Source organism: Synechocystis sp. CACIAM 05, from assembly GCF_010222815.1.
GTDB lineage: Bacteria > Cyanobacteriota > Cyanobacteriia > Cyanobacteriales > Microcystaceae > Synechocystis.
The window spans coordinates 2,260,353-2,283,410 of record NZ_CP019225.1 but is presented as its reverse complement, the minus strand read 5'-3'; the positions used below and the strand labels follow the sequence as shown (position 1 = coordinate 2,283,410).

19 protein-coding genes and 2 pseudogenes are annotated in these 23,058 nt (G+C 49.2%); 11 read left to right on the top strand and 10 right to left on the bottom strand.

Annotation, left to right across the window (positions count from 1 at the left end):
* Positions 1-20 precede the first annotated feature (20 nt).
* Both BWK47_RS10810 and gatB read left to right on the top strand, forming a co-directional pair.
* Entirely contained in the window at positions 21-1,973 is a 1,953-nt protein-coding gene (locus tag BWK47_RS10810; protein WP_162328643.1) for a transglycosylase domain-containing protein, read from the top strand.
* Between the two features lie 100 nt (positions 1,974-2,073).
* Positions 2,074-3,561: an Asp-tRNA(Asn)/Glu-tRNA(Gln) amidotransferase subunit GatB gene (gatB, locus tag BWK47_RS10805; RefSeq protein ID WP_162328642.1), complete on the top strand. Its 1,488-nt coding sequence runs from the start codon at positions 2,074-2,076 to the stop codon at positions 3,559-3,561.
* Positions 3,562-3,643: 82 nt separating this feature from the next.
* Here the strand turns inward: gatB and BWK47_RS10800 are convergent, their stop codons facing one another.
* From BWK47_RS10800 to BWK47_RS10790, 3 genes and pseudogenes are all read right to left on the bottom strand, one after another.
* On the bottom strand, positions 3,644-4,222 hold the full coding sequence (locus BWK47_RS10800) for a Uma2 family endonuclease (RefSeq protein ID WP_162328641.1): 579 nt from the start codon (positions 4,220-4,222) through the stop codon (positions 3,644-3,646).
* Between the two features lie 94 nt (positions 4,223-4,316).
* On the bottom strand, positions 4,317-6,629 hold the full coding sequence (locus BWK47_RS10795) for a transglutaminase TgpA family protein (RefSeq protein WP_162328640.1): 2,313 nt from the start codon (positions 6,627-6,629) through the stop codon (positions 4,317-4,319).
* Positions 6,630-6,717: 88 nt separating this feature from the next.
* Positions 6,718-7,055, bottom strand: a pseudogene (locus tag BWK47_RS10790) (transposase); the annotation flags it as partial.
* A gap of 457 nt (positions 7,056-7,512) precedes the next feature.
* Between BWK47_RS10790 and larE the strand changes: the two are divergent.
* Positions 7,513-8,337: an ATP-dependent sacrificial sulfur transferase LarE gene (gene larE / locus BWK47_RS10785; RefSeq protein ID WP_162328639.1), complete on the top strand. Its 825-nt coding sequence runs from the start codon at positions 7,513-7,515 to the stop codon at positions 8,335-8,337.
* Between the two features lie 34 nt (positions 8,338-8,371).
* Here the strand turns inward: larE and BWK47_RS10780 are convergent, their stop codons facing one another.
* Positions 8,372-9,160 (bottom strand): YdcF family protein, encoded by a 789-nt coding sequence (locus BWK47_RS10780; protein ID WP_162328638.1) that lies wholly within the window; start codon positions 9,158-9,160, stop codon positions 8,372-8,374.
* A gap of 45 nt (positions 9,161-9,205) precedes the next feature.
* On the bottom strand, positions 9,206-9,706 hold the full coding sequence (gene fabZ / locus BWK47_RS10775) for a 3-hydroxyacyl-ACP dehydratase FabZ (RefSeq protein ID WP_204250404.1): 501 nt from the start codon (positions 9,704-9,706) through the stop codon (positions 9,206-9,208).
* Between the two features lie 241 nt (positions 9,707-9,947).
* On the opposite strand from fabZ, the gene BWK47_RS10770 reads away from it, so the two are divergent.
* From BWK47_RS10770 to BWK47_RS10745, 6 genes are all read left to right on the top strand, one after another.
* Positions 9,948-10,673: a 2-phosphosulfolactate phosphatase family protein gene (locus tag BWK47_RS10770; protein ID WP_162328637.1), complete on the top strand. Its 726-nt coding sequence runs from the start codon at positions 9,948-9,950 to the stop codon at positions 10,671-10,673.
* Positions 10,674-10,751: 78 nt separating this feature from the next.
* Entirely contained in the window at positions 10,752-11,357 is a 606-nt protein-coding gene (locus BWK47_RS10765; RefSeq protein ID WP_162328636.1) for a nitroreductase family protein, read from the top strand.
* A 129-nt stretch (positions 11,358-11,486) separates the two neighbouring features.
* Positions 11,487-13,286, top strand: a complete 1,800-nt coding sequence (gene aspS, locus BWK47_RS10760; protein ID WP_162328635.1) for an aspartate--tRNA ligase — start codon at positions 11,487-11,489, stop codon at positions 13,284-13,286.
* 25 nt (positions 13,287-13,311) lie between these two features.
* Complete coding sequence (locus BWK47_RS10755) at positions 13,312-14,790, top strand: hypothetical protein (RefSeq protein ID WP_162328634.1); 1,479 nt, start codon at positions 13,312-13,314, stop codon at positions 14,788-14,790.
* Between the two features lie 102 nt (positions 14,791-14,892).
* Positions 14,893-16,056 (top strand): GuaB3 family IMP dehydrogenase-related protein, encoded by a 1,164-nt coding sequence (locus BWK47_RS10750; RefSeq protein ID WP_162328633.1) that lies wholly within the window; start codon positions 14,893-14,895, stop codon positions 16,054-16,056.
* A 136-nt stretch (positions 16,057-16,192) separates the two neighbouring features.
* Positions 16,193-17,005, top strand: a complete 813-nt coding sequence (locus BWK47_RS10745; RefSeq protein WP_010872540.1) for a carbohydrate ABC transporter permease — start codon at positions 16,193-16,195, stop codon at positions 17,003-17,005.
* Here the strand turns inward: BWK47_RS10745 and BWK47_RS10740 are convergent.
* The gene (locus BWK47_RS10740) at positions 16,995-18,239 is read right to left on the bottom strand and encodes a saccharopine dehydrogenase family protein (protein ID WP_162328632.1); all 1,245 of its coding nucleotides are present in this window, start codon (positions 18,237-18,239) and stop codon (positions 16,995-16,997) included. The genes BWK47_RS10745 and BWK47_RS10740 overlap by 11 nt on opposite strands.
* A gap of 96 nt (positions 18,240-18,335) precedes the next feature.
* On the opposite strand from BWK47_RS10740, the gene BWK47_RS10735 reads away from it, so the two are divergent.
* Positions 18,336-19,115, top strand: a complete 780-nt coding sequence (locus BWK47_RS10735; protein ID WP_162328631.1) for a DUF3153 domain-containing protein — start codon at positions 18,336-18,338, stop codon at positions 19,113-19,115.
* Positions 19,116-19,298: 183 nt separating this feature from the next.
* Here BWK47_RS10735 and BWK47_RS10730 read toward each other — a convergent pair whose 3' ends face one another.
* From BWK47_RS10730 to BWK47_RS10715, 4 genes are all read right to left on the bottom strand, one after another.
* Positions 19,299-19,523: a hypothetical protein gene (locus BWK47_RS10730; RefSeq protein WP_237269609.1), complete on the bottom strand. Its 225-nt coding sequence runs from the start codon at positions 19,521-19,523 to the stop codon at positions 19,299-19,301.
* Between the two features lie 176 nt (positions 19,524-19,699).
* Positions 19,700-20,620 carry a metal ABC transporter permease gene (locus tag BWK47_RS10725; protein WP_162328630.1) on the bottom strand — a complete coding sequence of 307 codons (921 nt, stop codon included), beginning with the start codon at positions 20,618-20,620 and terminating at the stop codon, positions 19,700-19,702.
* Positions 20,617-21,399 carry a metal ABC transporter ATP-binding protein gene (locus BWK47_RS10720; protein ID WP_162328629.1) on the bottom strand — a complete coding sequence of 261 codons (783 nt, stop codon included), beginning with the start codon at positions 21,397-21,399 and terminating at the stop codon, positions 20,617-20,619. Before BWK47_RS10720 ends, BWK47_RS10725 begins: the two co-directional genes overlap by 4 nt.
* Positions 21,400-21,497: 98 nt before the next feature.
* Positions 21,498-22,490, bottom strand: a complete 993-nt coding sequence (locus tag BWK47_RS10715) for a metal ABC transporter substrate-binding protein (protein WP_162328628.1) — start codon at positions 22,488-22,490, stop codon at positions 21,498-21,500.
* A gap of 137 nt (positions 22,491-22,627) precedes the next feature.
* Here BWK47_RS10715 and BWK47_RS10710 point away from each other — a divergent pair.
* A pseudogene (locus BWK47_RS10710) lies at positions 22,628-23,058 on the top strand (transposase); the annotation flags it as partial.

Sequence of the window (23,058 nt, the reverse complement as noted above, 5' to 3'; positions counted from 1 at the left end):
CGTGAGGAAGTTCTTACACCGTGTCATCCACTAGCACCCTAAAACCATCTTCCACCAAGGTCAAAGCCAAAGCCCAGCCTAATTTTTTCCAGCGGGTATTGCGCACCACCGGTACCACTTTTCTGGGGGTGGGTCTAGTTTCTACCGCTGTGGTGGCAGGAGGGGTGGCTGGCTTGGCCTTTAGTTTTCGTAATCTCCCCGATGTGCGGGGTCTAACTTCCTACGTGCCCGCCCAAACCAGTTATATCTACGATGCCAAAGGACGGGAATTACTCAGTCTCCACGGGGAAGAACATCGCAAAATTGTGCCCCTGGCGGAAATTTCTCCCAACCTAAAACGTGCCGTACTGGCGATCGAAGACAGCAATTTTTATAAACACCAAGGCATCAACCCCAACAGCATTGGGCGGGCCCTGTTAGTCAACTTTAAAAGTGGTGGAGTAAGCGAAGGGGCTTCTACCCTTAGCATGCAGTTGGTAAAAAATATTTATCTGAGCCAAAAAAGAGTTTTTACCCGCAAATTGGCCGAAGCGGTTTTGGCGATCAGAGTCGAACAGGTATTCGACAAAGACCAAATTTTGGACATGTACCTCAACTATATCTACTGGGGCCATAATAACTACGGTATCCAAACGGCGGCTGAGAGCTACTTTAAAAAATCCGCTGCTGATCTAGATTTGGCCGAATCGGCTATGTTGGCTGGCATGATCCAAGCCCCGGAGGCCTATAGCCCTTTCAACAACTTTGATGCGGCTAAGGAACGCCAAGAAGTCGTACTAGACCGCATGGTCAGTATTGGTTGGATTACCCCTGCCGAGGCCGAGGCAGCAAAAAAAGAACCCCTCCAGAACAAGTTGGGTCAACCCACTGCTTGGCAAAACAGCAAATTGCCCTACGTTACCGATGCAGTTATTGCTGAACTGGAAACTAGATTCGGGAAAGAAGCCTTGGCCCAGGGCGGTTTAAGAGTACAAAGTACCGTTGACTACGACACCCAAAAGCTGGCGGAAAAAACTGTCAAGTCCGCCTATAGCGGTTTGCGGGGACGCATGGGAAGGGCAAAGGATTTACAGATTGCCCTAGTGGCGGTGGAGCCGGAAACCCATTTCATCAAAGCCATGGCCGGGGGAGTGGACTACAACAAAAGCCAACTTAATCGGGTCACCATTTCCCGTCGTCAGCCGGGTTCGGCCTTTAAACCCTTTGTTTATTACAGTGCCTTTGCCAGTGGAAAATACACCCCCGATTCCTCCATTGAAGACCGTCCCATCAGTTTGAGAGACGGAGCAGGCTTCTATTCTCCCAAAAACTATGGCGGCGGTTTTTCCGGCTCTATGTCCATTCGCCAGGCGGTGGCCAGTTCTGCCAATATTCCAGCGGTGTTGATTGGCAGTCGTGTTGGCCTTAATAAGGTGATTGAGGATGCTAAGCAGATGGGCATTAAAACACCATTGCAATCTGTTCTTTCCTTGCCCCTGGGGTCGGTGGATGTGACTCCATTGGATATGGCCGTAGGTTATGCCACCCTAGCTAGCAATGGCTGGTATTCTGAGCCCACTGCAATTTTGCGGGTTACCAATGTGCGGGGGGATGTCCTGCTAGACAATACTCCCAAGCCCCAACAGGTGTTAGATCCCTGGGCTGCTGCTAGTACTTCTTCAGTGCTCACTTCCGTTGTCCAGGGAGGGACAGGTAAATCGGCCTACCTAGGGCGTCCCACTGCTGGCAAAACTGGCACCACAGACAATGAGCGCAACGTTTGGTTTGTGGGTTATGTGCCCCAATTGGCCACCGCCGTCTGGATTGGAGATGATGCTAACCGTTCTCTGGGTAAGGGGATTTCGGGGGGAGGTTATGCCGCTCCCATTTGGCGCTCTTTTATGAGTCAGGCCATCAAAAATATGCCAGTGGAAAACTTCCCCTCTCCTTCCCAATTCCCTCGTCCCAAGCCGGAAAAACAGCAAAAATCCTAGGCTTTGGTCCGATCTCCGCTGGGGGTTAATGAGGGAGAAAAGTGCCCGTTGGACGGCGGGAGTATGGCAGAATGGGGAGAAGCCAATCTGCCGGAAATTCATGACTGCCACTGCTGTTAAAACCGATTACGAAGCGATTATTGGGCTAGAAACCCACTGTCAGCTCAACACAGCTAGTAAGATTTTTTGTAATTGCTCCACTGATTTTGACAGTCCCCCCAACACTAATGTCTGTCCGGTGTGTTTGGGTTATCCGGGGGTTCTGCCGGTGCTCAATGAAGAAGTGTTGGCGGCGGCGGTTAAACTTGGCTTAGCCATCAATGGCCAGATTGCCCCCTACAGTAAGTTTGACCGCAAGCAGTATTTTTATCCGGATTTACCTAAGAACTATCAAATTTCCCAGTTTGATTTGCCCATTGTGGAGCATGGCTCCTTGGAAATTGAGTTGGTGGATAAAAAAACTAAAGAGATTACCCGCAAAACCATTGGCATCACTCGTTTACATATGGAGGAAGATGCGGGCAAATTAGTCCATGCGGGGAGCGATCGCCTGGCGGGATCGACCCATTCCCTGGTGGATTTCAATCGCACTGGGGTACCTTTACTAGAAATTGTTTCGGAGCCGGACTTACGCACGGGACAGGAAGCGGCGGAGTATGCCCAGTCTTTACGACAACTGGTGCGTTACCTAGGCATCAGTGATGGCAATATGCAAGAAGGTTCCCTCCGTTGTGATGTAAATATTTCTGTCCGTCCGGTGGGGCAAAAGGAATTTGGCACCAAGGTAGAGATCAAAAACATGAACTCCTTTAGCGCCATCCAAAAGGCGATCGAGTATGAGATTGAAAGGCAAATTAAGGCGATCGCCGACGGGGAGGAGATTTACCAAGAAACCCGCCTCTGGGAGGAAGGCAGTCAGCGCACCATCAGCATGCGAAAAAAGGAAGGCTCCAGCGATTATCGCTATTTTCCTGAACCGGACTTGCCCCCCTTAGAAGTGTCCGAGCAACAGAAACAAACTTGGTTTGCAACCTTGCCGGAACTCCCCAGTGCCAAACGAGCCCGCTATGAGCAGGAACTGGGTTTGTCCGCCTATGATGCCCGGGTATTGACCGAAGACCGGGATGTGGCGCTCTATTTTGAGGAAGCGGTGAATGCCGGAGCTGACCCGAAAGCAGTGGCCAATTGGGTTACCCAGGACATTGCCGCCTATCTCAACAACAACCGTTTGACCATCAGCGAGCTGGCCCTGAAACCGTCGGCCCTGGCAGAGTTAATTGATCTAATTACCAAAGGCACCATTAGCGGCAAAATTGCCAAAGATATTCTGCCGGAGTTGCTGGAAAAAGGTGGCTCTCCCCAGAAAATTATTGAAGCTAGGGGCTTGGTGCAAATTTCTGACCCCGACGAGTTGACTGCCATCATCCAAGCTGTCATTGCTGACCATCCCAAGGAGTTGGAAAAATTCCGCAGTGGTAAAGGCAATATGCAGGGTTTCTTTGTCGGTCAAGTCATGAAACGCACTGGGGGTAAAGCAGATCCAAAGTTGACTAATCAATTAATTGGTAAACTCCTGGCCCAAGCTTAAGGTTTCCCCAACTAACTAATGGCATTTGGGCAGTGCTTCCCATGGCTTGATGTTGCACTGTTGGGGAGCATTGTTGCCTTGATTATTTGGAAAAATCAACTCGTTTATAAAGCTCTGCAAGTTTGATTTTTATTTTCATAAAACTAAATTCAATTTCGGCATTTTCTCCCATCAGTTCCGTTAATAACCATTGGCGATCGCCAACTTTTTGGTAATGCTCAACGTGATAACAGGACTGGTCAATTAATAAATATTCTTGTAATTGGGGAATAGTCCGGTAAAAGCCAAATTTCTGATTTTTATCAAAGCCCGTTGTTGAAGTGGAGAGAACTTCGGCAATCAAAGAGGGATTGGTCACCGCCATCTGACTATTATCAGTAAACTTTGGCTCTTCCGCAATTACCATCACATCGGGGTAAAAATAACTTTCAGACTCAGCAATCCATAACCTCATATCGCTGACAAAAATTTCATATTGGCGATCGCCAATTTCTAGAGGTAATAAGCGGCTTAAATTAAAGGTTAAGCGATTATGGTTGGCGGAGGCTCCGGCCATGGGAATAATTTCTTCTTGGACAAACTCACTTTTTTCAGTGGCCTGTTCTTCCCGTTGCAGATACTCAGCCGCTGTTAGGATTTTAGTTGTAGCAACGACCATCATTGATCCCCTGTTTTATTTAGCTGATTCAAGTTTAGCTTTAACTTTTTGTTACTGTTTAATTTCAAAAAATTGTCCATTTAAGCACAGGCATATTTTAGGGTAACTTCGTTTTTGCCTTGCTCCGCCAACTTCGTTCTAGAAGTTTAAACTGCTGACCCAGATAATCTAGGTGGGGTTGTTGCTCTCCATAACGCCAAGCCACATAGGCTGTGGAAATTTCCACAATTATTTCTACCTGCTCTAGGGTTAGATGTTCCCGCAGGGATTGGGCAAATTCCCCTGGGGTTTGGGCTCGACTTTTGCGAAAACCCCTTTGCTCCAAGTCATACAGCAAAGTTTGATAAAGCCTAGCCATAGGATGTAGTCTGGCTAAACGACGATATTGCAGCCATTTTTTACCTTGGGTCCAACCCAGCCAACCCAGAAAACCGGCGGCGATCGCCAAAATGAGTCCGAGTAAAGCGCCACCCAAACTAGTGGAAATTAAATTCCAGAACCACCGTAAAACAGTGACCAGGAATCCGGTAACAGCAGCCCAGATATTGGCCAGAAAGCCGCTCACCGGAGAAGGCAACCAACCGGCTACCCAACGCCAGATTTGCTGAAGCACGCTAAAGGTTTCGTTATCTTCGATGGAGGGAGGATAGAGTTCGTGGCCAGGAATGGGGTCGAACATAAACCAACCCAGCCGGGGGAAAAGTACCTCCGTCAAGGCATAGGCATCGGTATTATGGACCAAATAATAACCAGTGAAAGGGTTAAACTGTCCGGGAGCAAAGCCCACGGTTAATCGAGCGGGAATGTCTAAACTCCGCAACATAATGGTCAACACTGTGGCAAAGTGGTCCGGCAACCCCCCTTCGTATTCAAACAAAAAGGCGCTGACCAAATCTTCATCGTCTTCAAAAAATGGTAAATCAGTGCGAATGCGGTAATTTTGCTTGAGAGCTTGGGTTAGGTAGAGGGAAATTTCATAGGGGGTTTCTAGGGGCCGTTCTGATTTAGCTAACAGTTCTTGCGCTTTAGCCCGCACCGCCGATTTGATATCGGGGGGAACTTGGAGCAATTGGGGGTCAATTTTCACTTCCGGGGGAATGCGGTACTCCTGCAACCTAGTGCGATCTCGCACCGGCACTTCTGAAATCACTGTGTAGGTAATGTCTTTTAGCAAACCCACCGGCGATCGTAAACTGCCATTGCTGTCTATGCCCACTTCCCTGGTGGGAAAGTATAAAAACCGGGGATGGTAAAGGCTGGGAATTACGTTGGGTAAATCCTCCACAGCGGTATAGGTTTGCACCACATTTTCCGTTTCCAGCAAGGAGTCAATGTTATCCAGCACAAAACGATAGGACCACGGCGATCGTTCCACTGTGGTGATCTTCTCGTTATCACTAATTTCCCAACCCTGGCCCGTATAGCGGTCGAAAGATAACGCTTTCCAAAAACCTGGCGCTTGGGAACGTACCCGCAGAACTAACTGTTTGGTCATTTCCCCCCGCAAATTTTGATTCATACGGCTGTTGAAACCGTAGTAGAAGGTGTCGTCCACCTGGCCGGGTTCTGAACCATCTCCCTCTCCGCCGGTACCAGTGCCATTTCCTCGACGGTAACCAGGGTTGTTGATATCTTGGTTTTGCCCCTCAAAAGTTTGTTGTTGCATTTCCCCAGGACTAGAGACGGGAAAACTTTGCAGTCTATAACCGGGAAAGCGAGGCATCAGAGCAAAGAGTAATAAACCGAAGGCCAGGGTTACCGCCAGCAGAGCCAATAACTTTTTCGGTACTAGGGGGGAATATTCCATCCGCTGTGATCGCCTAGCTTTCTCTGCACTTTTCCAGAACGGTAGGGAAAATGGAATTCCTTCTAGCCCCAAACGGGAACGGTAATCCAACACCAAAGTGGGAATAGCTACGGCGAGAAAAAGCAATAACCAGGGGGCAAAAGCGAGAGTTTGGGATAAAGTCCCCGCCACTCCTAAAAGGATGAGCCCAATCACCATGGAATAGCCTAAATCTTTCCGCTGAGGCAAATCAAAACTGTGCAATACCTGTAGTTGCACCAATAATCCCGCTAGGGCCACCTGGCTAGCATTGAGATTTTCCACCAAGTTGCCCAAAAAGACAAACAACATGGCCACCATGGCGATCGCCAGCAGAAATTTAAGGGCAATATTCTTCTTTTTTCTTTGACGCCAACTCCACCAAGAGCCAATGACACTGAGGGGAATGGCCCATAAACTCCAGGTGGTTTGGGCCGCTACGTCTGTGGCCACAATGCCCACAATCACCATTAACTGCACCAAAATGCGGAAAACAATCGATTCCTCCGTTGTAGACTCGGGCAAGTTTTGCAGACGGGCTTGCCATTGCTCTAGCCAACGGGCCATGGGGAAGGAGAAAGTCATGGATGGATAGAAAGGAGTTTGATGTTAACGAAATGGCGTTTTGTGAGACACAAACGAGAGTGATCAAGATTTTGTGTAAAGAGGAGAATTAAAGTGAAAAGCGTTCAGGAAAAAGAACAGCAAAATGGGAAACTGCGGCTCGCCAATCTCGTATAGGGCGCTGCCATTTTTTAGTGATGTTTCTCATTGCCGAATATGATAGCTTAAAAACAGAATCTTCACCGGGAAAACGGATTTTATTTTGATAATCTTGCGAAAAGGGCTATTTAAGGATTCAATCGCATTGGTAGTGTAAATAACGCGGCTTATCTCCGTAGGATAGTCAAAAATGGAAATGACATGGTCCCAATGACGTAACCAGATTTGACTGATGACTGGGTAGAAGTTATCCCATTTCTAAGAAAAAGCATCCAGAGCCGTTTCTGATCCTGACTAAAAAAATGGACATTAGAGAAGAGCCAAAAATCAAGGAGAATGTCCCAATGAGTCAAAAACGAAGACGAACATTTACAGACGAGAAGATGTGGCAACTCCGGCGACAGTGCCAACGGCAATTGATGCGGCCCCCATGGCAGTGTCAGTCAAATCACTCAATTCATCTTTTTTAGACTGATGATTATGAGCTTTTTGTCTTTTCAACTTCTCTATTTCAAGCTCCAGTATTTTTTTTCCAAAATGAGGCGTTCTTTCTCCCTATCACTACCCATAACATTGCCCTCAGTAGATTTGTGAACATTATAATCGCTTAAAGGTCTTTAGTATGCCAAGTAAAAAAAGATGTTTTTCGGTCTTTGGGCCGATGACCTTTACCTGCCAAAGATTTTGTTACCGTTAGAAGTGAATTTGATCAACAATCGACAAATAAGGGCGATCGCCAAAGGCTATGTTAGAAAGCAAACTTGAAAATCTGCGGCAATTCTTTGGGGAACTAGACCGGGCTTTAATTGCCTATTCCGGTGGAGTGGATAGTACCCTGGTGGCCAAGGTAGCCTATGACGTTTTGGGGCAAAATGCCGTGGCTATCACCGCCGTTTCACCCTCCCTGTTACCGGAAGAATTGGAAGATGCCCAGGCCCAAGCTGAATGGATTGGCATTGCCCATGAACTGGTGCAAACCAACGAAATGGCCAACCCTAATTACACTGCTAACCCTGAAAATCGTTGTTATTTTTGCAAAAGTGAACTCCACGACACCCTTAAGCCCTTAGCTTTGGCCCGGGGTTACGGCTACGTCATTGATGGGGTAAATGGTGATGATTTACGGGATTATCGCCCCGGTATCCAAGCAGCTAAGGAACGGGGTGGGCGATCGCCATTGGCCGAATTGCAAATTAGCAAGTTGGAAGTGCGGCAAATTTCCCAGTTATTGGGGTTGCCCTGGTGGGATAAACCAGCCCAACCTTGTTTAAGCTCCCGCTTTCCCTACGGCGAAGAAATCACAGTGGAGAAATTACAGCGGGTCGGCCGGGCAGAAATTTATCTGCGTCGTCTCGGCTATAACCAAGTCCGGGTGCGATCGGAACAAAATTTGGCCCGCATTGAATTACCCCCGGAACAAATCCAACGGTTTGTGCAAGATGTGCCCCTAGGGGAATTAGTGCAAACTTTTCAAAATTTCGGTTTTATGTACGTCACTCTCGATTTGGAAGGTTATCAGAGTGGCAAACTCAATCGGGTTTTGACCAAAACTACTGGCATCCCAGCCTAGTCCTTTGGAACAGGGGAAAGCCCAAGGCTAACGGCTAAACCCAGCCCTGCAGTTTATAAATAACCAGCCCCAAATATTCCTTCAGGGCCATGGTGGTCATTTGCAGACTTTTGGCATCGGGCATCAGACCAAGGATGACGTTGGCAAGGTTGAAATTATTTCGGCCCAACGGTTGACTCAAAAAGTCGGTGGCGGCGGGAATGACAATAATACCCAGTTTTTCAAATACTCTTTTGGCCCTGGGCATATGGTAACCAGACGTGACCAAAATAATCGTGTTTATACCCCGTTGCTGGAGAATTTTCTGGGTAAAAACCGCATTTTGCCTGGTATTAAGGGATTTCTCTTCTTTGATGATAGCTTCCCTAGGCACGCCCAACCGTTGCAACAATAGGGCCATATCCTCCGCTTCCGAGGTGGCCACTGTGCCCAACCAAGGAATCCTTCCCCCCGTGGCAATAATGTAGGGAGCTTTGCCCTCTTGGTAGATTTGTGCGCCGTAGATGACCCGATCGCCAGCTTCGGCCACTTCGGGAAATTGTCGGGGATAGGTGGCCTGGTAAAGACCGCCCCCCAAAACAACAATAACTGGGGCTTGGGGGAAATCTTCCATAGGCAGATATTGATACTCCAAAGTCCGTAGCAGGGCATCGCTAACCCAGCTATTAGCACTGACTAGTAAAATAGCCAAGGCCACCAAGGCCGGCCACTGTAAACCCAACTGCTGTTGCCAACTCCAAAAACCGATCCCCAACAGTAACAGCGAAACTAGCCCCAGGGGATAGAGGAATAGGGGTAAAAGTTTGGAGAGAAAAACGAACATAACTGGGCAAAATGCCAACTAAATGACAATTTCTATCGATTTTGCCTAATCAATTAGGGAAAAGAGCATTTCCCCCCCACAAACCAGTTGTCCATCGACCCTAGCTTCCCCTTGCATTTTGGCAATGCGTTGCAGTTTAAAGGATTGTAATTCCACTGTCATAATTAGCTGATCCCCAGGCACCACTGGCCGCCGGAACCGCACCCCATCAATGCCAGCAAAGGCGAAGAATTTACCCCGCATCCCCGGCAGTTGGGTCAAAATCACTCCCCCCACCTGGGCCATGGATTCCACAATTAACACCCCAGGCATAATCGGGCGATCAGGAATATGGCCGGGAAAAAACGGTTCGTTGATGGTGACATTCTTTAGGCCAACGGCACATTTACCCGGTTGAAAATCAATGATGCGGTCCACCAAGGCGAAGGGGTAACGGTGGGGGAGTAAATCACTAATTTCCTGGATAGTAAACTGGGTTTGGACACCGGCTTCATGGCCATTGCTATCGCTTAAAGTGGGAGTCACCTCCGGAGTTGACATTGCCATAGGAAAACTTTTGCTAAAAATCTAGGACAAACGAAAATTTTTGAAAAACTTTGGCAAATCAGGTTAAGCTCAGCATTTTGGCCAGATTCTAAGCCCGATCGCCACCGAAAACCAGTTTAAAGCCCATTGGGATCCCCCCTGGGCCCTGAGCCCAGAAAAATTAGCCAATTCTTCTTCCGGGTTGGCCCACTACCGATAAGATGGGAGGGTTGTTCATTCCCCAAACAATCCGCCAAATCCTGTGGAAATCTTTGTTTATCACACGCCGGAATTAACACCAGATCAATCCTTGCCTGACTGTGCCGTGGTTATTGATGTCCTACGGGCTACGACCACGATCGCCACTGCCTTAAAAGTTGGCGCAGAAGCGGTGCAGGTTTTTAGCTCCCTTGATGATTTGATGGCCACCAGTGAATCCTGGCCGGGGGAAAAACGTCTCCGGGCGGGGGAAAGGGGCGGGGCCGCTGTGGCGGGCTACGATTTGGGTAATTCTCCCTTAGATTGTACGTCAGAGTTGATGGCGGGGAAAAGATTGTTTCTTTCCACCACCAATGGCACTAGGGCTTTGCAGAGGGTGAAGGATTGTCCTCAGTTGGTCACAGCTTCTTTGGTTAACCGGGGAGCGGCGGTGGATTACCTAGCCCAAACCCAGCCCAAAACAGTGTGGCTATTGGGTTCCGGTTGGGAAGGGGGTTATTCCCTAGAAGATACGGTCTGTGCTGGGGCGATCGCCAGCTTGCTCCGGGAAAAAGGCATTGATTTCACCGTGGGCAATGATGAAGTGGTGGCGGCCCAAAGTTTGTACCGCCAATGGCGGAGTGATTTACTGAGTTTGTTTAAACAAGCCAGCCATGGCCAACGGCTACTCAAGCTTGACCGCCTAGAGGATTTGCGCTACTGCGCCACAGAGGATTTAATTGATATTCTGCCCAAACAAGTGTCGCCAGGGGTGTTGACCGCTGCTTAAATTCGAGAATTGTCTTTATATTTAAGTTTTGAGTTCTCTTCTCCTAATCATTTTCCTAGCTATCATTGCTAAAACACTATGGACACCTTTGACGCTATTTACCAACGGCGATCGGTTAAGCATTTTGACCCTGACCATCGTTTAACGGCCGAAGAAGAAAGAAAGTTGCTCGAAGCGGCCATCCAAGCTCCCACTAGTTTTAACATCCAACATTGGCGATTCTTGATCATTCGGGATCCCCAACTGCGGCAAACCATCCGGGAAAAATATGGCAATCAGGCCCAAATGACCGACGCTTCCCTGTTAATTTTGGTAGCGGCGGATGTTAACGCTTGGGATAAAGACCCCGCCCGTTACTGGCGCAATGCCCCCCAGGAAGTGGCCAATTATCTTGTTGGGGCGATCGCCTCTTTCTATGGTGGCAAACCACAGTTGCAACGGGATGAAGCCCAACGGTCCATTGGCATGGCCATGCAAAATTTGATGTTGGCGGCCAAGGCCATGGGCTATGATAGCTGTCCCATGATCGGCTTTGACCTCCAAAAGGTAGCCGAGTTGGTCAAATTACCCGCTGACTATGCCATTGGCCCCATGGTGGCGATCGGTAAACGCACCGAAGATGCCCGGGCAAAAGGCGGTCAAACTCCCCTGGAAGAATTGGTCTGGGAAAACTCCTTTGCCTAACTAAGGTTTGGTGTTTAGCAATTTGGTGTTGAGTGGCTAATTGCTGAACCCGGCCCTACTTCCATTTAATGCTTACTTCTCACCCCTAACTCCTGCTGTTCAACGAAATTTTGCTTGATTAACACCTCTATGCGTACTCATTATTGCGGCGACCTACGGACAACCCATCTGGGGGAGACAGTGACCCTCTACGGTTGGGTCGATCGCCGTCGGGATCATGGTGGCGTAGTTTTCCTTGACCTGCGCGATCGCCAGGGCATAGTGCAAATCGCCAGTAGTCCTGACCAAACCCCCGCTTCCTATCCAGTGGCGGAAGGATTACGTAATGAATACGTGGTGCAAGTTACCGGTGTGGTCAGTAAACGTCCCCCGGAATCATTGAACAAAAAAATTCCCACCGGGGAAATTGAGATCTATGCCGACAGCATTATCTTGCTCAACGGTGTCAATCAACAATTACCTTTTGTGGTGTCCAGTCACGAAGCAGAACAGGTGCGGGAAGATGTGCGGCTTAAATACCGTTACCTAGATCTGCGGCGGGCTAGGTTGAGTCAAAATCTACAACTGCGGCATCAGGTGGTCAAAGCCATGCGCCGTTTCCTGGAAGATCAAGAGAATTTTCTGGAAATTGAAACCCCCATTCTCACCCGTTCCACCCCCGAAGGGGCCAGGGATTATCTTGTTCCCTCCCGAGTTAACCCAGGGGAATGGTACGCTCTGCCCCAATCGCCCCAACTGTTTAAGCAACTATTGATGGTGGCGGGGATGGATCGTTATTACCAAATTGCCCGCTGTTTTCGGGATGAAGATTTAAGAGCCGATCGCCAACCGGAATTTACCCAGTTGGATATGGAAATGAGCTTTATGGGCCAGGAGGAAATTCTTGACCTCAACGAAGCGTTAATTTGCCACATTTTCAAAGTTGTTAAAAATATCGATTTGCCCCGGCCATTTCCCCGATTGACCTATCAAGAATCCATGGCTAAGTATGGCAATGATCGCCCCGATACCCGTTTTGGTTTGGAATTGGTGGACGTTTCCGACCTGCTGGGCAACACAGGTTTTAAGGTTTTTTCCGCTGCCGTCAGTAGTGGGGGTTCTATCAAAACGATCCGGGTGCCAGGGGGAAATGAAACTATTTCCAATGTACGCATTAAACCTGGTGGAGATTTATTCAAAGAAGCCACGGAAGCTGGAGCTAAAGGCATTGCCTACATTCGGGTGCGGGATAACGGCGAAATTGACACCATTGGGGCCATTAAAGACAACCTAGATCAGGCCCAGGTAAAAACGTTACTGCAATTAACCCAAGCTGAAGCCGGGGACTTACTACTGTTTGGTGCCGGAGACACTGCCACGGTGGATAAATCCCTTTCCCGCCTCCGGTTGGTGCTGGGAGAACAGTTGGGTTTGATCGACCCCGATGCCATCAATCTGCTCTGGATCACGGACTTCCCCATGTTTGAGTGGAACAGTGATGAAAAACGCTTTGAAGCTCTGCATCATCCTTTCACTGCGCCCCACCCCGATGATTTAGGCGATCTGAAAACTGCCCGGGCCCAAGCGTACGATTTGGTCATGAATGGCGTGGAAATTGGTGGCGGTAGTTTGCGGATTTATCAGCGAGAAGTACAGGAAAAGGTTTTTGCCACCATTGGTTTATCCCCCGAAGAAGCCCACGAAAAATTTGGTTTCCTATTGGATGCTTTCGAGTATGGTACTCCTCCCCACGGCGGCATCGCCTACGGTTTAGACCGGTTAGTAATGTTGCTGGCTAAAGAGGATTCCATTCGGGATGTGATTGCTTTTCCCAAAACCCAACAGGCCAGTTGTCTGCTCACGGAAGCACCGGCGGCGGTGGATAAACAACAACTGAAGGAATTATCCGTGGCGTCTACTTACGTCCCTAAAGTTAAATTGGACGACTAGGTAGCCCTGTTTTTTATTAGCCCCCATGATGGAACGTTTTTCCCCTACTACGGCTTTATGGAAAAAATTGAGCCTCTTTGACCGCACCGTGGGGGCGATCGCCATCATTTTGGTTCTTCTAATTGCGGTGGTGCTGTTACGGGGCAATCAAAGTCCCCTGATGGTAACGCAATACAGTTGGCGCAACACCAACATCGGGGCCCAAACCCAGGCCCTGACCATGACTTTTAACCATCCTGTTGACCCGGACGTAATGGAGTCAGGCTTGGTAATTGACCCACCCCTGGCGGGCAAAACCATTTGGCAGGGGCGGCGTTGGTTCTACACCCTAACGGACATCCCCCGTTATGGTACTAACTATCAATTGACCTTACCTTTACCTGCCATGGTACGGGGTCCAAGGGGACAGGATTTCACCAGTCTGATCACCAGTCGGGCCCGGGCTTTGGCCTATATTGGTGTGGCCGGCGAAGAAAGGGGAAGGTTAATTCTCTACAACATCACCAACCCCCAACAACCCCAAAAAATTATCCTCACCCCTAAGGACCTCACCGTTCGACAGTTTCAAATTTATCCCCAAGGCGATCGCCTAGTTTTCACCGCCACCGACCCCACCCGCCGTGGTGGACAACAGAATATTTTCACTGTCACCACCGGTATTAATAACCTCAACACCCAAACTAAAGTTCTACCAGGTAAATTGGAAAGGCTTTGGGAAGACCAGGATTATGATAACCAGCGCATTGCCCTGGCCGCTAACGGCAGTATGTTAGTTATTGCTAGAGAAAATGCTCAAAATCCTGCTGACTCTGGTTTGTGGGTAGCCCCCAGTGGAGAAAATCCCAGACCTCTAGGTATTAGGGCAGAAAAATTTATTGTTGGACCCAATGGTAATTTCCTTGCAGTGGGCCAGGAGGGGGGAGTGGGTTTAATTCCCCTAATTCCGGAGGCCGGGGCGCCCCATTTTTTGGAAGCAATGGAGCAAGCCTTGGATTTTTCTCCTGATGGCAAACAATTGCTGTTAAGCCAACAAAACCCAGACTTTAGCCATTCCCTAATTGTTTACGACCTGCAGGAACGCACTCAAAGGGAAGTTTTACGGGGTCCCTACCCCCTAATAAGCTGTCGTTTCGACCCCCGCTCCCAACCCAGGGCCTATTGCTTGCAGGCGGATTTTATCCAACGGGAAGGCGAGCCTGTGCAACCAGAACCCTACCTGGCGGTGATTAATTTAACCGACGGTCAAGCCCGCCCCCTCTTAGCTTTACCCAATTACCCCGAAGTTGATCTCACCGTTGCTCCCGATGGTCTGGGGTTAATGTTTGACCAGGTAGCCACAGGACCTACTCTTGGTTCCCATGATCTTCTCACCAATTCTCAAAGATCCATTGTGGATGGACGAGTTTGGTTGTTGCCCCTACCCGGAGATTTGGCCACGGAAACCGATGCGGATCCCGATCCCCAAGAATTGACCGCTGGTTTTGCTCCCCGTTGGATGCCATAGGCTCTGATCCCCACTGGATTAGGGTTATTAGGCTGTGCTGACGTCCAAAGGGTCAGATTATTTGGTACGCTAATTTAAACAGTTTGGGAATAGTAAGTAAGCGTGAACATTACGATTGGACGGGGAAAAACAGCCCGTCGAGCCTATGGTATCGACGAAATTGCACTGGTTCCCGGAGTGCGGACCTTAGACCCAGCCCTGGCCGATACCCGCTGGAAAGTGGGCGCCATTGAGCGGGAAATCCCCATTATTGCCAGCGCCATGGATGGGGTTGTGGACAGCCGCATGGCAGTACTACTATCCGAACTAGGCGCTTTGGGGGTAGTCAATTTAGAGGGCATTCAAACCCGCTACGAAGATCCCAATCCGATTTTGGACCGCATCGCTTCGGTGGGCAAAACGGAATTTGTGGGGTTAATGCAGGAACTCTACGCCGAACCCATCAAGCCGGAGTTAATTACCAAGCGCATTCAAGAAATCCAAGCCGCTGGGGGGATTGCAGCAGTTAGTCTGACTCCGGTGGGGGCATCTAAATATGCCAGTACGGTGGCCGAAGCTGGAGCGGATTTGTTATTTATCCAGGCCACAGTGGTCTCCACGGCCCACCTATCCCCCGAATCGGTGGAGAGTTTGGACCTGGTCAAACTTTGTCAGGAAATGCCCATGCCGGTGGTGTTGGGTAATTGCGTTACCTACGAAGTCAGCCTGGAGTTGATGCGGGCCGGTGCAGCGGCGGTGCTGGTGGGTATTGGCCCCGGTGCGGCCTGTACTTCCCGGGGAGTTTTGGGAGTAGGGGTACCTCAACCGACGGCGATCGCCGATTGTGCAGCAGCCAGAGATGACTATTTCCAAGAGACGGGCCGTTACGTGCCGGTCATTGCTGATGGGGGCATTATTACCGGTGGAGACATTTGTAAATGTATTGCCTGCGGTGCTGATGCAGTGATGATTGGTTCCCCCATTGCCAGGGCGGCGGAAGCTCCCGGCCGTGGTTTCCATTGGGGTATGGCCACCCCCAGTCCCGTATTACCCCGGGGTACTCGCATCAACGTCGGTACCACTGGCACCATTCGGGAAATTTTAGTAGGGCCTGCCAAATTGGATGACGGCACCCATAATCTACTGGGGGCAATAAAAACTAGCATGGGCACCCTAGGAGCCAAAGATATGAAAGAGATGCAACAGGTGGATGTGGTCATTGCCCCTTCCCTGCTCACGGAGGGTAAGGTTTACCAAAAAGCCCAACAGTTGGGCATGGGTAAGTAATTCTTGCCATTGCAACTATCAACCCCCTGGGATTATTCTGGGGGGATTTTTATTGGGTTTATTTGTTTCTCTTTGTTATCCTGGTCTGGGCTTTGCTGACCAATGCCCCATCATTACCCGCTATTACCCCGCCGCTGTGAAACACTGGAAAACTTACCTAGTTTTAGTCCTATTGGCGATCGCCATGTTGTTACCGTTGCTGTGGTTAGTAGCTACAGCTTTGAAGGCCCCGACGGAGGATGTCTTTGGGGGTTTGGGACAATTGTTACCCCGACAACCCAATCTGGGGAATTTTATCAAGGTTTGGCAAGACTATCCCTTTGGCCGTTACCTATTCAATAGCGTGGTGGTGTCCAGCATCACTGTGGCCCTTAACTTGTTTTTTTGCGCCCTGGCCGCCTATCCCCTGGCCCGTTTAAACTTTGTCGGTCGGGACATGACCCTAGCGGCGATCGTGGCCACGTTGATGATTCCTTTCCAGTTAATCATGATTCCCCTCTACATTCTGGCAGTGAATTTAGGGCTCAGGAATAGCTACGTGGGCATTATCTTCCCCAGCCTTGCTTCTGCCTTTGGTATTTTTCTGCTGCGGCAAGCTTTCCAAGGGGTGCCCAAGGAATTGGAAGAAGCGGGCCGCATCGATGGTTGTCGAGAACTGGGCATTTGGTGGCACATCATGATTCCGGCCATTCGCCCCGCCCTGGTAACCCTAGCTATTTTTGTTTTTATCGGTGCCTGGAGCGATTTTCTCTGGCCACTGATTGTGCTCGATCAACCAGAATATTACACATTGCCTTTGGGCGTTGCTCAATTGTCTAGTGCTTTGGATTTTGACTGGCGGCTCATTGCAGCGGCTTCCGTGATTGCTATTGCTCCTATTATCGTACTGTTTCTGTTTGTGCAACGTTACATCATCCCCTCCGAGGCCAGCAGTGGGGTCAAAGGTTAGAGCTATTTTCTTGGGTGAAAGTTATTCCAGCGTAATCAATTAACCGCTGAATTAAATCCTGACCAAAGCTAGTCGCAGGAGTCCAAAAACCTCCTTGGAGCGATGATTTGGGTTTGTCTTGGGCTAAACATAATGCGGCTTGGGCTAATATTTTTGCCGTGGAACCATAGCCGGGGTCTTGATCCCCTGTAACTTTGACCATGGTGGATTGGCCAGAGGCAGTTTCTCCCCAAAAGCGTAAATCATAAAAGCCCTGCTGTTGAGCTTCTTCAGTGGGGCCTTCCCCTGGTTTAGGTAGGATTTGGAGTAACAACCATCGACTGGGGCCGATCGCCAAAGCCAAGGCCATAAGATCCAAACTCCATTTAATGCCCTGGGCTGCTAACCAACTGATTATTCCTGACCCGGTTAAGATGCCTTCCTCATACTGGAATCCTTCACCATAGACTTCGTTTTGGAGGGCATTGGAACGCAAAACAATGGGAGTGTTTATCCCTGCCATGACAAAGGGGGCAGTCCATCCGGAAAAGATGGGGTCATTTTGCACGGGGATGAGGCTGGGGGGATGGTCAGACCAGTGATCAGGTTTAAAGCAAAGGATGTAAGGATTACCAAGGGCCTGGCGGGTGGAAGGATCGGCGATTGCCTCTTGAATCAGGTTGATGCCACTGGCGATCGTGCCTCCGGAAATGCCACCTTGCCCTGTTTTAACCCTCATTTTGACCCGGATGCATGGTTTCCCCCAACGCCGTTGACTTTGTTGTTGTAAGTAGTACACCCCTAGGTCAGAAGGAATGGAATCAAAGCCGCAACAATGGACAATGCGAGCCCCTGATTGCTTGGCGATCGCCTCATATTTTTCGATCATTTGGTTTACCCATTGCACTTCCCCAGTCAGATCGCAGTAATCTGTGCCGGTGGTAGCACAAACCCGGACTAGGGTTTCTCCATAAAGGGCATAGGGTCCCACCGTGGAAACCACAACTTTGGTTTGGGAACAGAGGGCGGTGACAGCGGCTTCGTCTTTGACATCAGCTACAAAGGTGGGCAAATGGGCAGCTTGAGGGCCAAGGGATTGCAACAAACGGTCAAGTTTAGCTTGGGAACGGCCGGCGATCGCCCAGTTTTTCCCTGCTGCAGTTTCCCAGTGGGACAACAAATAGCGGCAGACAATCCCACCGACAAATCCCGTCGCACCCACAATTATCAGGTCATAGGGCAATGGCTTTGTCATAGAGTTTAACGGCGGTTGAAAGGTTGAATGGGATACAAAACCGACTATGGGATGGTCTGGATTGATATACTGGCGGTCGAGTCTTAAATTTACCTGATGTTATTTGCCCATGAGGCTTCCCGGATGATGTGCCCCCAGAAATGGTTTAAACGATTATTACCCATGGTTTTGGGCGTTTGCTGTTTGCTAACCGGTTGTGTGGATTATGACGTGGGCATTCGTTTTCCAGAGCAACATTATGGGGAAATTGTCCAACACATCACCCTGGGGGAACAACTAACTACCCTGAGCCAGGCAGAAGCTGATCGTTGGCTCAAAAGTTTAGACCAGCGGGCTAAGGACTTAAACGGTCACACGGATCGCCCGTCGGAGGAAACCCTTGTGGTAACCATTCCTTTTGGTAGCGGCCAGGAGTTGGTGGAAAAGTTCAATCGCTTTTTCAATCCCCAACCCCCCAAAGGACGGCGATCGCCAGAGCCAGACCAGTTGGATTTGCTTAATTTAAAAGCGGAACTCGCATTAGAACAAAGTAATTGGTTGTTGGCGGACCGCAATCATCTCAAGTTAACCGTTGACCTGCGGGCCCTGGGGGTTTTATCTAACCAAGGCAACATTATTCTTAGTCCCGGCTCCCTAATTAACCTCAATTTTGATTTGCAAACTCCCCTGACTCTCCAGACGCCCAATGCTCCAGGGCAAGAATTGGAGACAGATATACCTGGGCAATGGCAGTTAAAACCTGGACAAATTAACATTATTGAAACTAGCTTTTTTGTCCCAAGTTATCTGGCGATCGGGACAATTTTAATTATCATCCTTTGTTTAGGGGGTTTTTATCTCAAATATGGCCGTTGGCCCGGAGTGCTTGATAGCTAAAGTTGAGGGAGTTTAAGAACGTGTTTGAAAAGTCCCCCTAATCCCCCAAAAACTTGGAGAGAAACTGAGTAAAAGTTACCCTCGTACCGCTGGAGCGTTAGTAAGGAGATTTAGGGGGCGGAATAAAATTTTCCAAATACGTTCTAAACCCTTAAACTTTAATCAAAAATTTTCAGGTTACCATTAGCGCCCTAGGGTTAACTCCTCTTTTTTACCCAAAATGCCCTGGGGTCGCCACACCATTAACACCATTAAAATTAGCCCGATGATCATGACCCGAAAAGCTCCAGCTTGACTCTGGTCTAAAAAAGCAATTTGGGGTAACAAAAACCTGGTTAGGGAATCATAGGCCAAAAAAATAATGGTGCCCAACACCGTACCCGCATTACTGCCCGCTCCCCCCAGCACCACAATAATTCAAGCGTTAAAAGTCAACAACGTGTCAAAATCACCCGGGTAAATACTGGTCAAATGCCAAGCAAATAATGCCTCCACCAAACTGGCGATCGCCATAACAGTTGTCTCCCAAGGAGAACTGTTTTTGACAGCAGTGAAGTCTTCATTATTGTGGCGATACCAACCAACTAGACTTGATCTACCACCACAGTCTGATTTTCATCGTCTTCCGGATTTGGCCCCGAGCGTTTGCGCCATTCCTGGGCCAAAATGCCATACTTGGGTGCACAAATCATGGCTATTACGAATAGCATTGTAAGGATAACCACAATCATGCCCCCGGTCGAAACATCAAAGTGATAGCTCAAATAGGTGCCAAGCACACAGGACAGTACACTGCTGACGACCGAGTACCAAAGCATATGATCAAAGCGATCGCTGAGCAGATAGCCAATGGATCCTGGAGTGACCAGCATGGAAATTACTAAAATAATGCCCGCTGTTTGTAAAGCCGCCACAATGGTGAGGGCCAGAACCGACAACAGCGTGTAATACATCACTTGGGTGCGTAGACCGATCGCCTTGGCATGGTTTGGATCAAAACAAAACAAGAGCAGGTCCTTGCGGCGCAACAAAATCACGATTAGGGTAATGGAGCCAGCAATCAGGGTTTGGATGATGTCTTGTTGAGAAATGCCCAGCACATTGCCAAACAGGATATGGAACAGGTCAACGTTGCTCGGAATTTTGGTCACCAACACTAATCCAAGGGCAAAAAATCCCGTAAAGACAATGCCAATGACTGCATCCTCCTTTAACCGGGTTTTAGACTTGACGTAACCGATCGCCACCGTTGCCCCAAAGCCAAAGGTAAAGGCCCCAATGGCAAAAGGAATATTCAAGGCATAGGCTAGCACTACACCGGGGACCACCGCATGGGAAATGGCATCCCCCATCAGGGACCAACCTTTGAGGGTGATGTAGCAAGAGAGCACCGCACACACTAGCCCCACAAAGGCGCTCACCCAAATTGCCCGGATTAAAAATTCATATTGCAAAGGCTCCACTAACCAATGCCAAAAGGGAAAGGCCACCACTAACCGATTCACGCATCTACCTCTGTCGATTCAAACATCTGATTCAGACTCAGCATTGGTAGCCCACCAAAAGTCAGTTCCAAATTTTCTTTGGTGAAGGTTTCCTCGGTTTTACCCTGGGCCAAAATAGTGCGGTTGAGCAGAATGGTGTGGTCACAAAAGGTGGAAATGGAGGCCAAATCATGAGTAGAAATCAGAATGGTGTGCCCCTCATCCCGCAGTTCCATGAGTAAATCAATCATGCCTTTTTCTGTTTTCACATCAACCCCGGTAAAGGGCTCATCTAACAGAATTACCTTGCCTTCCTGGGCCAAGGCCCGGGCCAAAAATGCCCGCTTCTTTTGACCGCCGGAAAGTTCCCCAATTTGGCGATCACGGTATTTCACCATGCCCACCCGCTCTAGACTTTCCATCACCAAGCGACGGTCTTTAGCACTGGGAATGCGTAGCACATTCATATAGCCATAGCGCCCCATCATCACCACATCAAACACACTGACCGGAAAGTTCCAGTCCACCTCATCAGCTTGGGGAACATAGGCCATCAACTGTTGCTTTTGGGCCTTTTGTACGGAAAAGCCACCAATGCGTACCCGTCCCTGACTCGGTTGCAAAAACCCCATGATGGATTTGAACAGAGTCGATTTACCACTGCCATTGGGCCCCACCAGGGCGGTAATGGTGCCGGGTTCAACGGTGCAGGTGGCGTTATAAAGGGCCAAACGGGCGTTGTTATAGGTAACACTGACGCTATCGACGGATATATCAAGACGAGATAGGGTGGCTGCCATGGCAAAAGGGGGATTCAGGTTTTAGAGAGTGGTAAATCGTCAAGATTAGGTCCGGTTGATTGCAGAAAAACTCAACGTGTCAAAACACAAAGTTGTTTTCATTGCTGGGCATTGGTACCGGCCAAAAGACCGTTGGCAATCACCCGGGCATCATATTCCAGCAAATCTAAAAAGGTGGGCACAGGGCCTTCCTCTGTGGAAAGGGAGTCAACATAGAGATTGCCGCCAAAGCGAGCGCCAGTGGCCTGGGCTACCTGTTTTTGCCCCTTGTCGTTGACGGTACTTTCACAAAAGATTGTTGGTACATTATTGGTTTTCACCTCCTCAATCGCGGTTTGCACTTGCTTGGGAGTAAATTGCCGTTCGGCATTAATTGGCCACATGTAAATCTCCTCCATACCGTAATCTCTGGCCAAATAGGAAAACGCTCCTTCGCAACTCACCAAAAACCGCTGGTTGGCGGGCACTTGTTCCAAATCCGCTCCCAGTTGGCGATCGATCGCCTTTAACTGCTCGCTGTAGGCTGCTGCATTGGCGTTGTAATATTTGGCATTGTCCGGGTCAAGTTCGACGAAGGCTTGGCGGATATTTTCCACATAGACCAGGGCATTACGGGGCGACATCCAGGCGTGGGGATTGGGCTTATCGGTATAGGGGCCGTCGGCGATCGGAATCGGTTCGATGCCTTCCGTTAGCACCACAGAGGGCACATCCTTCACGTTGCCCAAAAATTGCTCGAACCAACGCTCTAGGTTCATGCCGTTGTAAAGAATTAAATCTGCGTTCTGAGCTTTGACAATATCACTGGGAGTCGGCTCATAGCCGTGGATTTCTGCACCAATGCGAGTGATGGATTCCACCACTAGCCTATCTCCAGCAACATTCTGGGCCATGTCGGCCAGGACGGTGAAGGTGGTTAAAACCTTCTTTTTCTCCTCTATTTCCCCCTGGACTTCTGTGGTTACTGCTGTCACTTCTTCGCTGGGAGCATTGGAGGTCGTGACTTCCGCCGTGCCGCAACCGGTCAGCCAAAAGGCGATCGCCAAACCAGACGCCAGCAGTCCTCCCCGGGAAGCAAATGATGTTGCCATAGTGATAATGGTCTTTCATGATCATCTCATTTTTCATTATCTTCTCATAATTACAGTGAAAACGGGGAGTTAAAATTTCTTAACTTTTGCCAACTGGTAAGCTGGTGGGCTTTTTCTGACCACTAAAACTTTCTGCTTTTTACATGCTCAGAACGGGGTGTGCCTGGCGACTTATACCCCACGATTTTCTTAAATGGCGAACGGTCTATGGTTATTTCCAGCAATGGCACGAAGACGGTACCTGGAAAAAATTAAACTGTATCTTCCGTGAGAAAGTTCGGCTCAAAGCTGGAAGAAATACTCAGCCTAGTGCCGGCTGTTTAGATTCACAGTCACTCAAAAGGGCTGGAACTGGCCAAGAACCTGGCTATGACGGTGGAAAAAGGTCAATGGTCGTAGTCGTAAACGTACAATCCTCGTGGATACCATGGGATTACTTCTCGATGTTGTGGTTCACAGCGCTCATCGCTCCGACCATCAGGGTCTGATTCTACTTGGCACCTGGTTTGCTCCCCTTTGGCAGTGCCTGCAAGTTATATGGACTGACAGCACCTTTGGCGGAAAGGAT

Bases quoted from the DNA above. Each gene is read 5' to 3' on its own strand.
- gatB (WP_162328642.1), top strand. From the start codon at position 2,074: ATGACTGCCACTGCTGTTAAAACCGATTACGAAGCGATTATTGGGCTA.
- BWK47_RS10800 (WP_162328641.1), bottom strand. From the start codon at position 4,222: ATGATGGTCGTTGCTACAACTAAAATCCTAACAGCGGCTGAGTATCTG.
- BWK47_RS10795 (WP_162328640.1), bottom strand. From the start codon at position 6,629: ATGACTTTCTCCTTCCCCATGGCCCGTTGGCTAGAGCAATGGCAAGCC.
- larE (WP_162328639.1), top strand. From the start codon at position 7,513: ATGTTAGAAAGCAAACTTGAAAATCTGCGGCAATTCTTTGGGGAACTA.
- BWK47_RS10780 (WP_162328638.1), bottom strand. From the start codon at position 9,160: ATGTTCGTTTTTCTCTCCAAACTTTTACCCCTATTCCTCTATCCCCTG.
- fabZ (WP_204250404.1), bottom strand. From the start codon at position 9,706: ATGGCAATGTCAACTCCGGAGGTGACTCCCACTTTAAGCGATAGCAAT.
- BWK47_RS10765 (WP_162328636.1), top strand. From the start codon at position 10,752: ATGGACACCTTTGACGCTATTTACCAACGGCGATCGGTTAAGCATTTT.
- aspS (WP_162328635.1), top strand. From the start codon at position 11,487: ATGCGTACTCATTATTGCGGCGACCTACGGACAACCCATCTGGGGGAG.
- BWK47_RS10755 (WP_162328634.1), top strand. From the start codon at position 13,312: ATGATGGAACGTTTTTCCCCTACTACGGCTTTATGGAAAAAATTGAGC.
- BWK47_RS10740 (WP_162328632.1), bottom strand. From the start codon at position 18,239: ATGACAAAGCCATTGCCCTATGACCTGATAATTGTGGGTGCGACGGGA.
- BWK47_RS10735 (WP_162328631.1), top strand. From the start codon at position 18,336: ATGTTATTTGCCCATGAGGCTTCCCGGATGATGTGCCCCCAGAAATGG.
- BWK47_RS10720 (WP_162328629.1), bottom strand. From the start codon at position 21,399: ATGGCAGCCACCCTATCTCGTCTTGATATATCCGTCGATAGCGTCAGT.
- BWK47_RS10715 (WP_162328628.1), bottom strand. From the start codon at position 22,490: ATGGCAACATCATTTGCTTCCCGGGGAGGACTGCTGGCGTCTGGTTTG.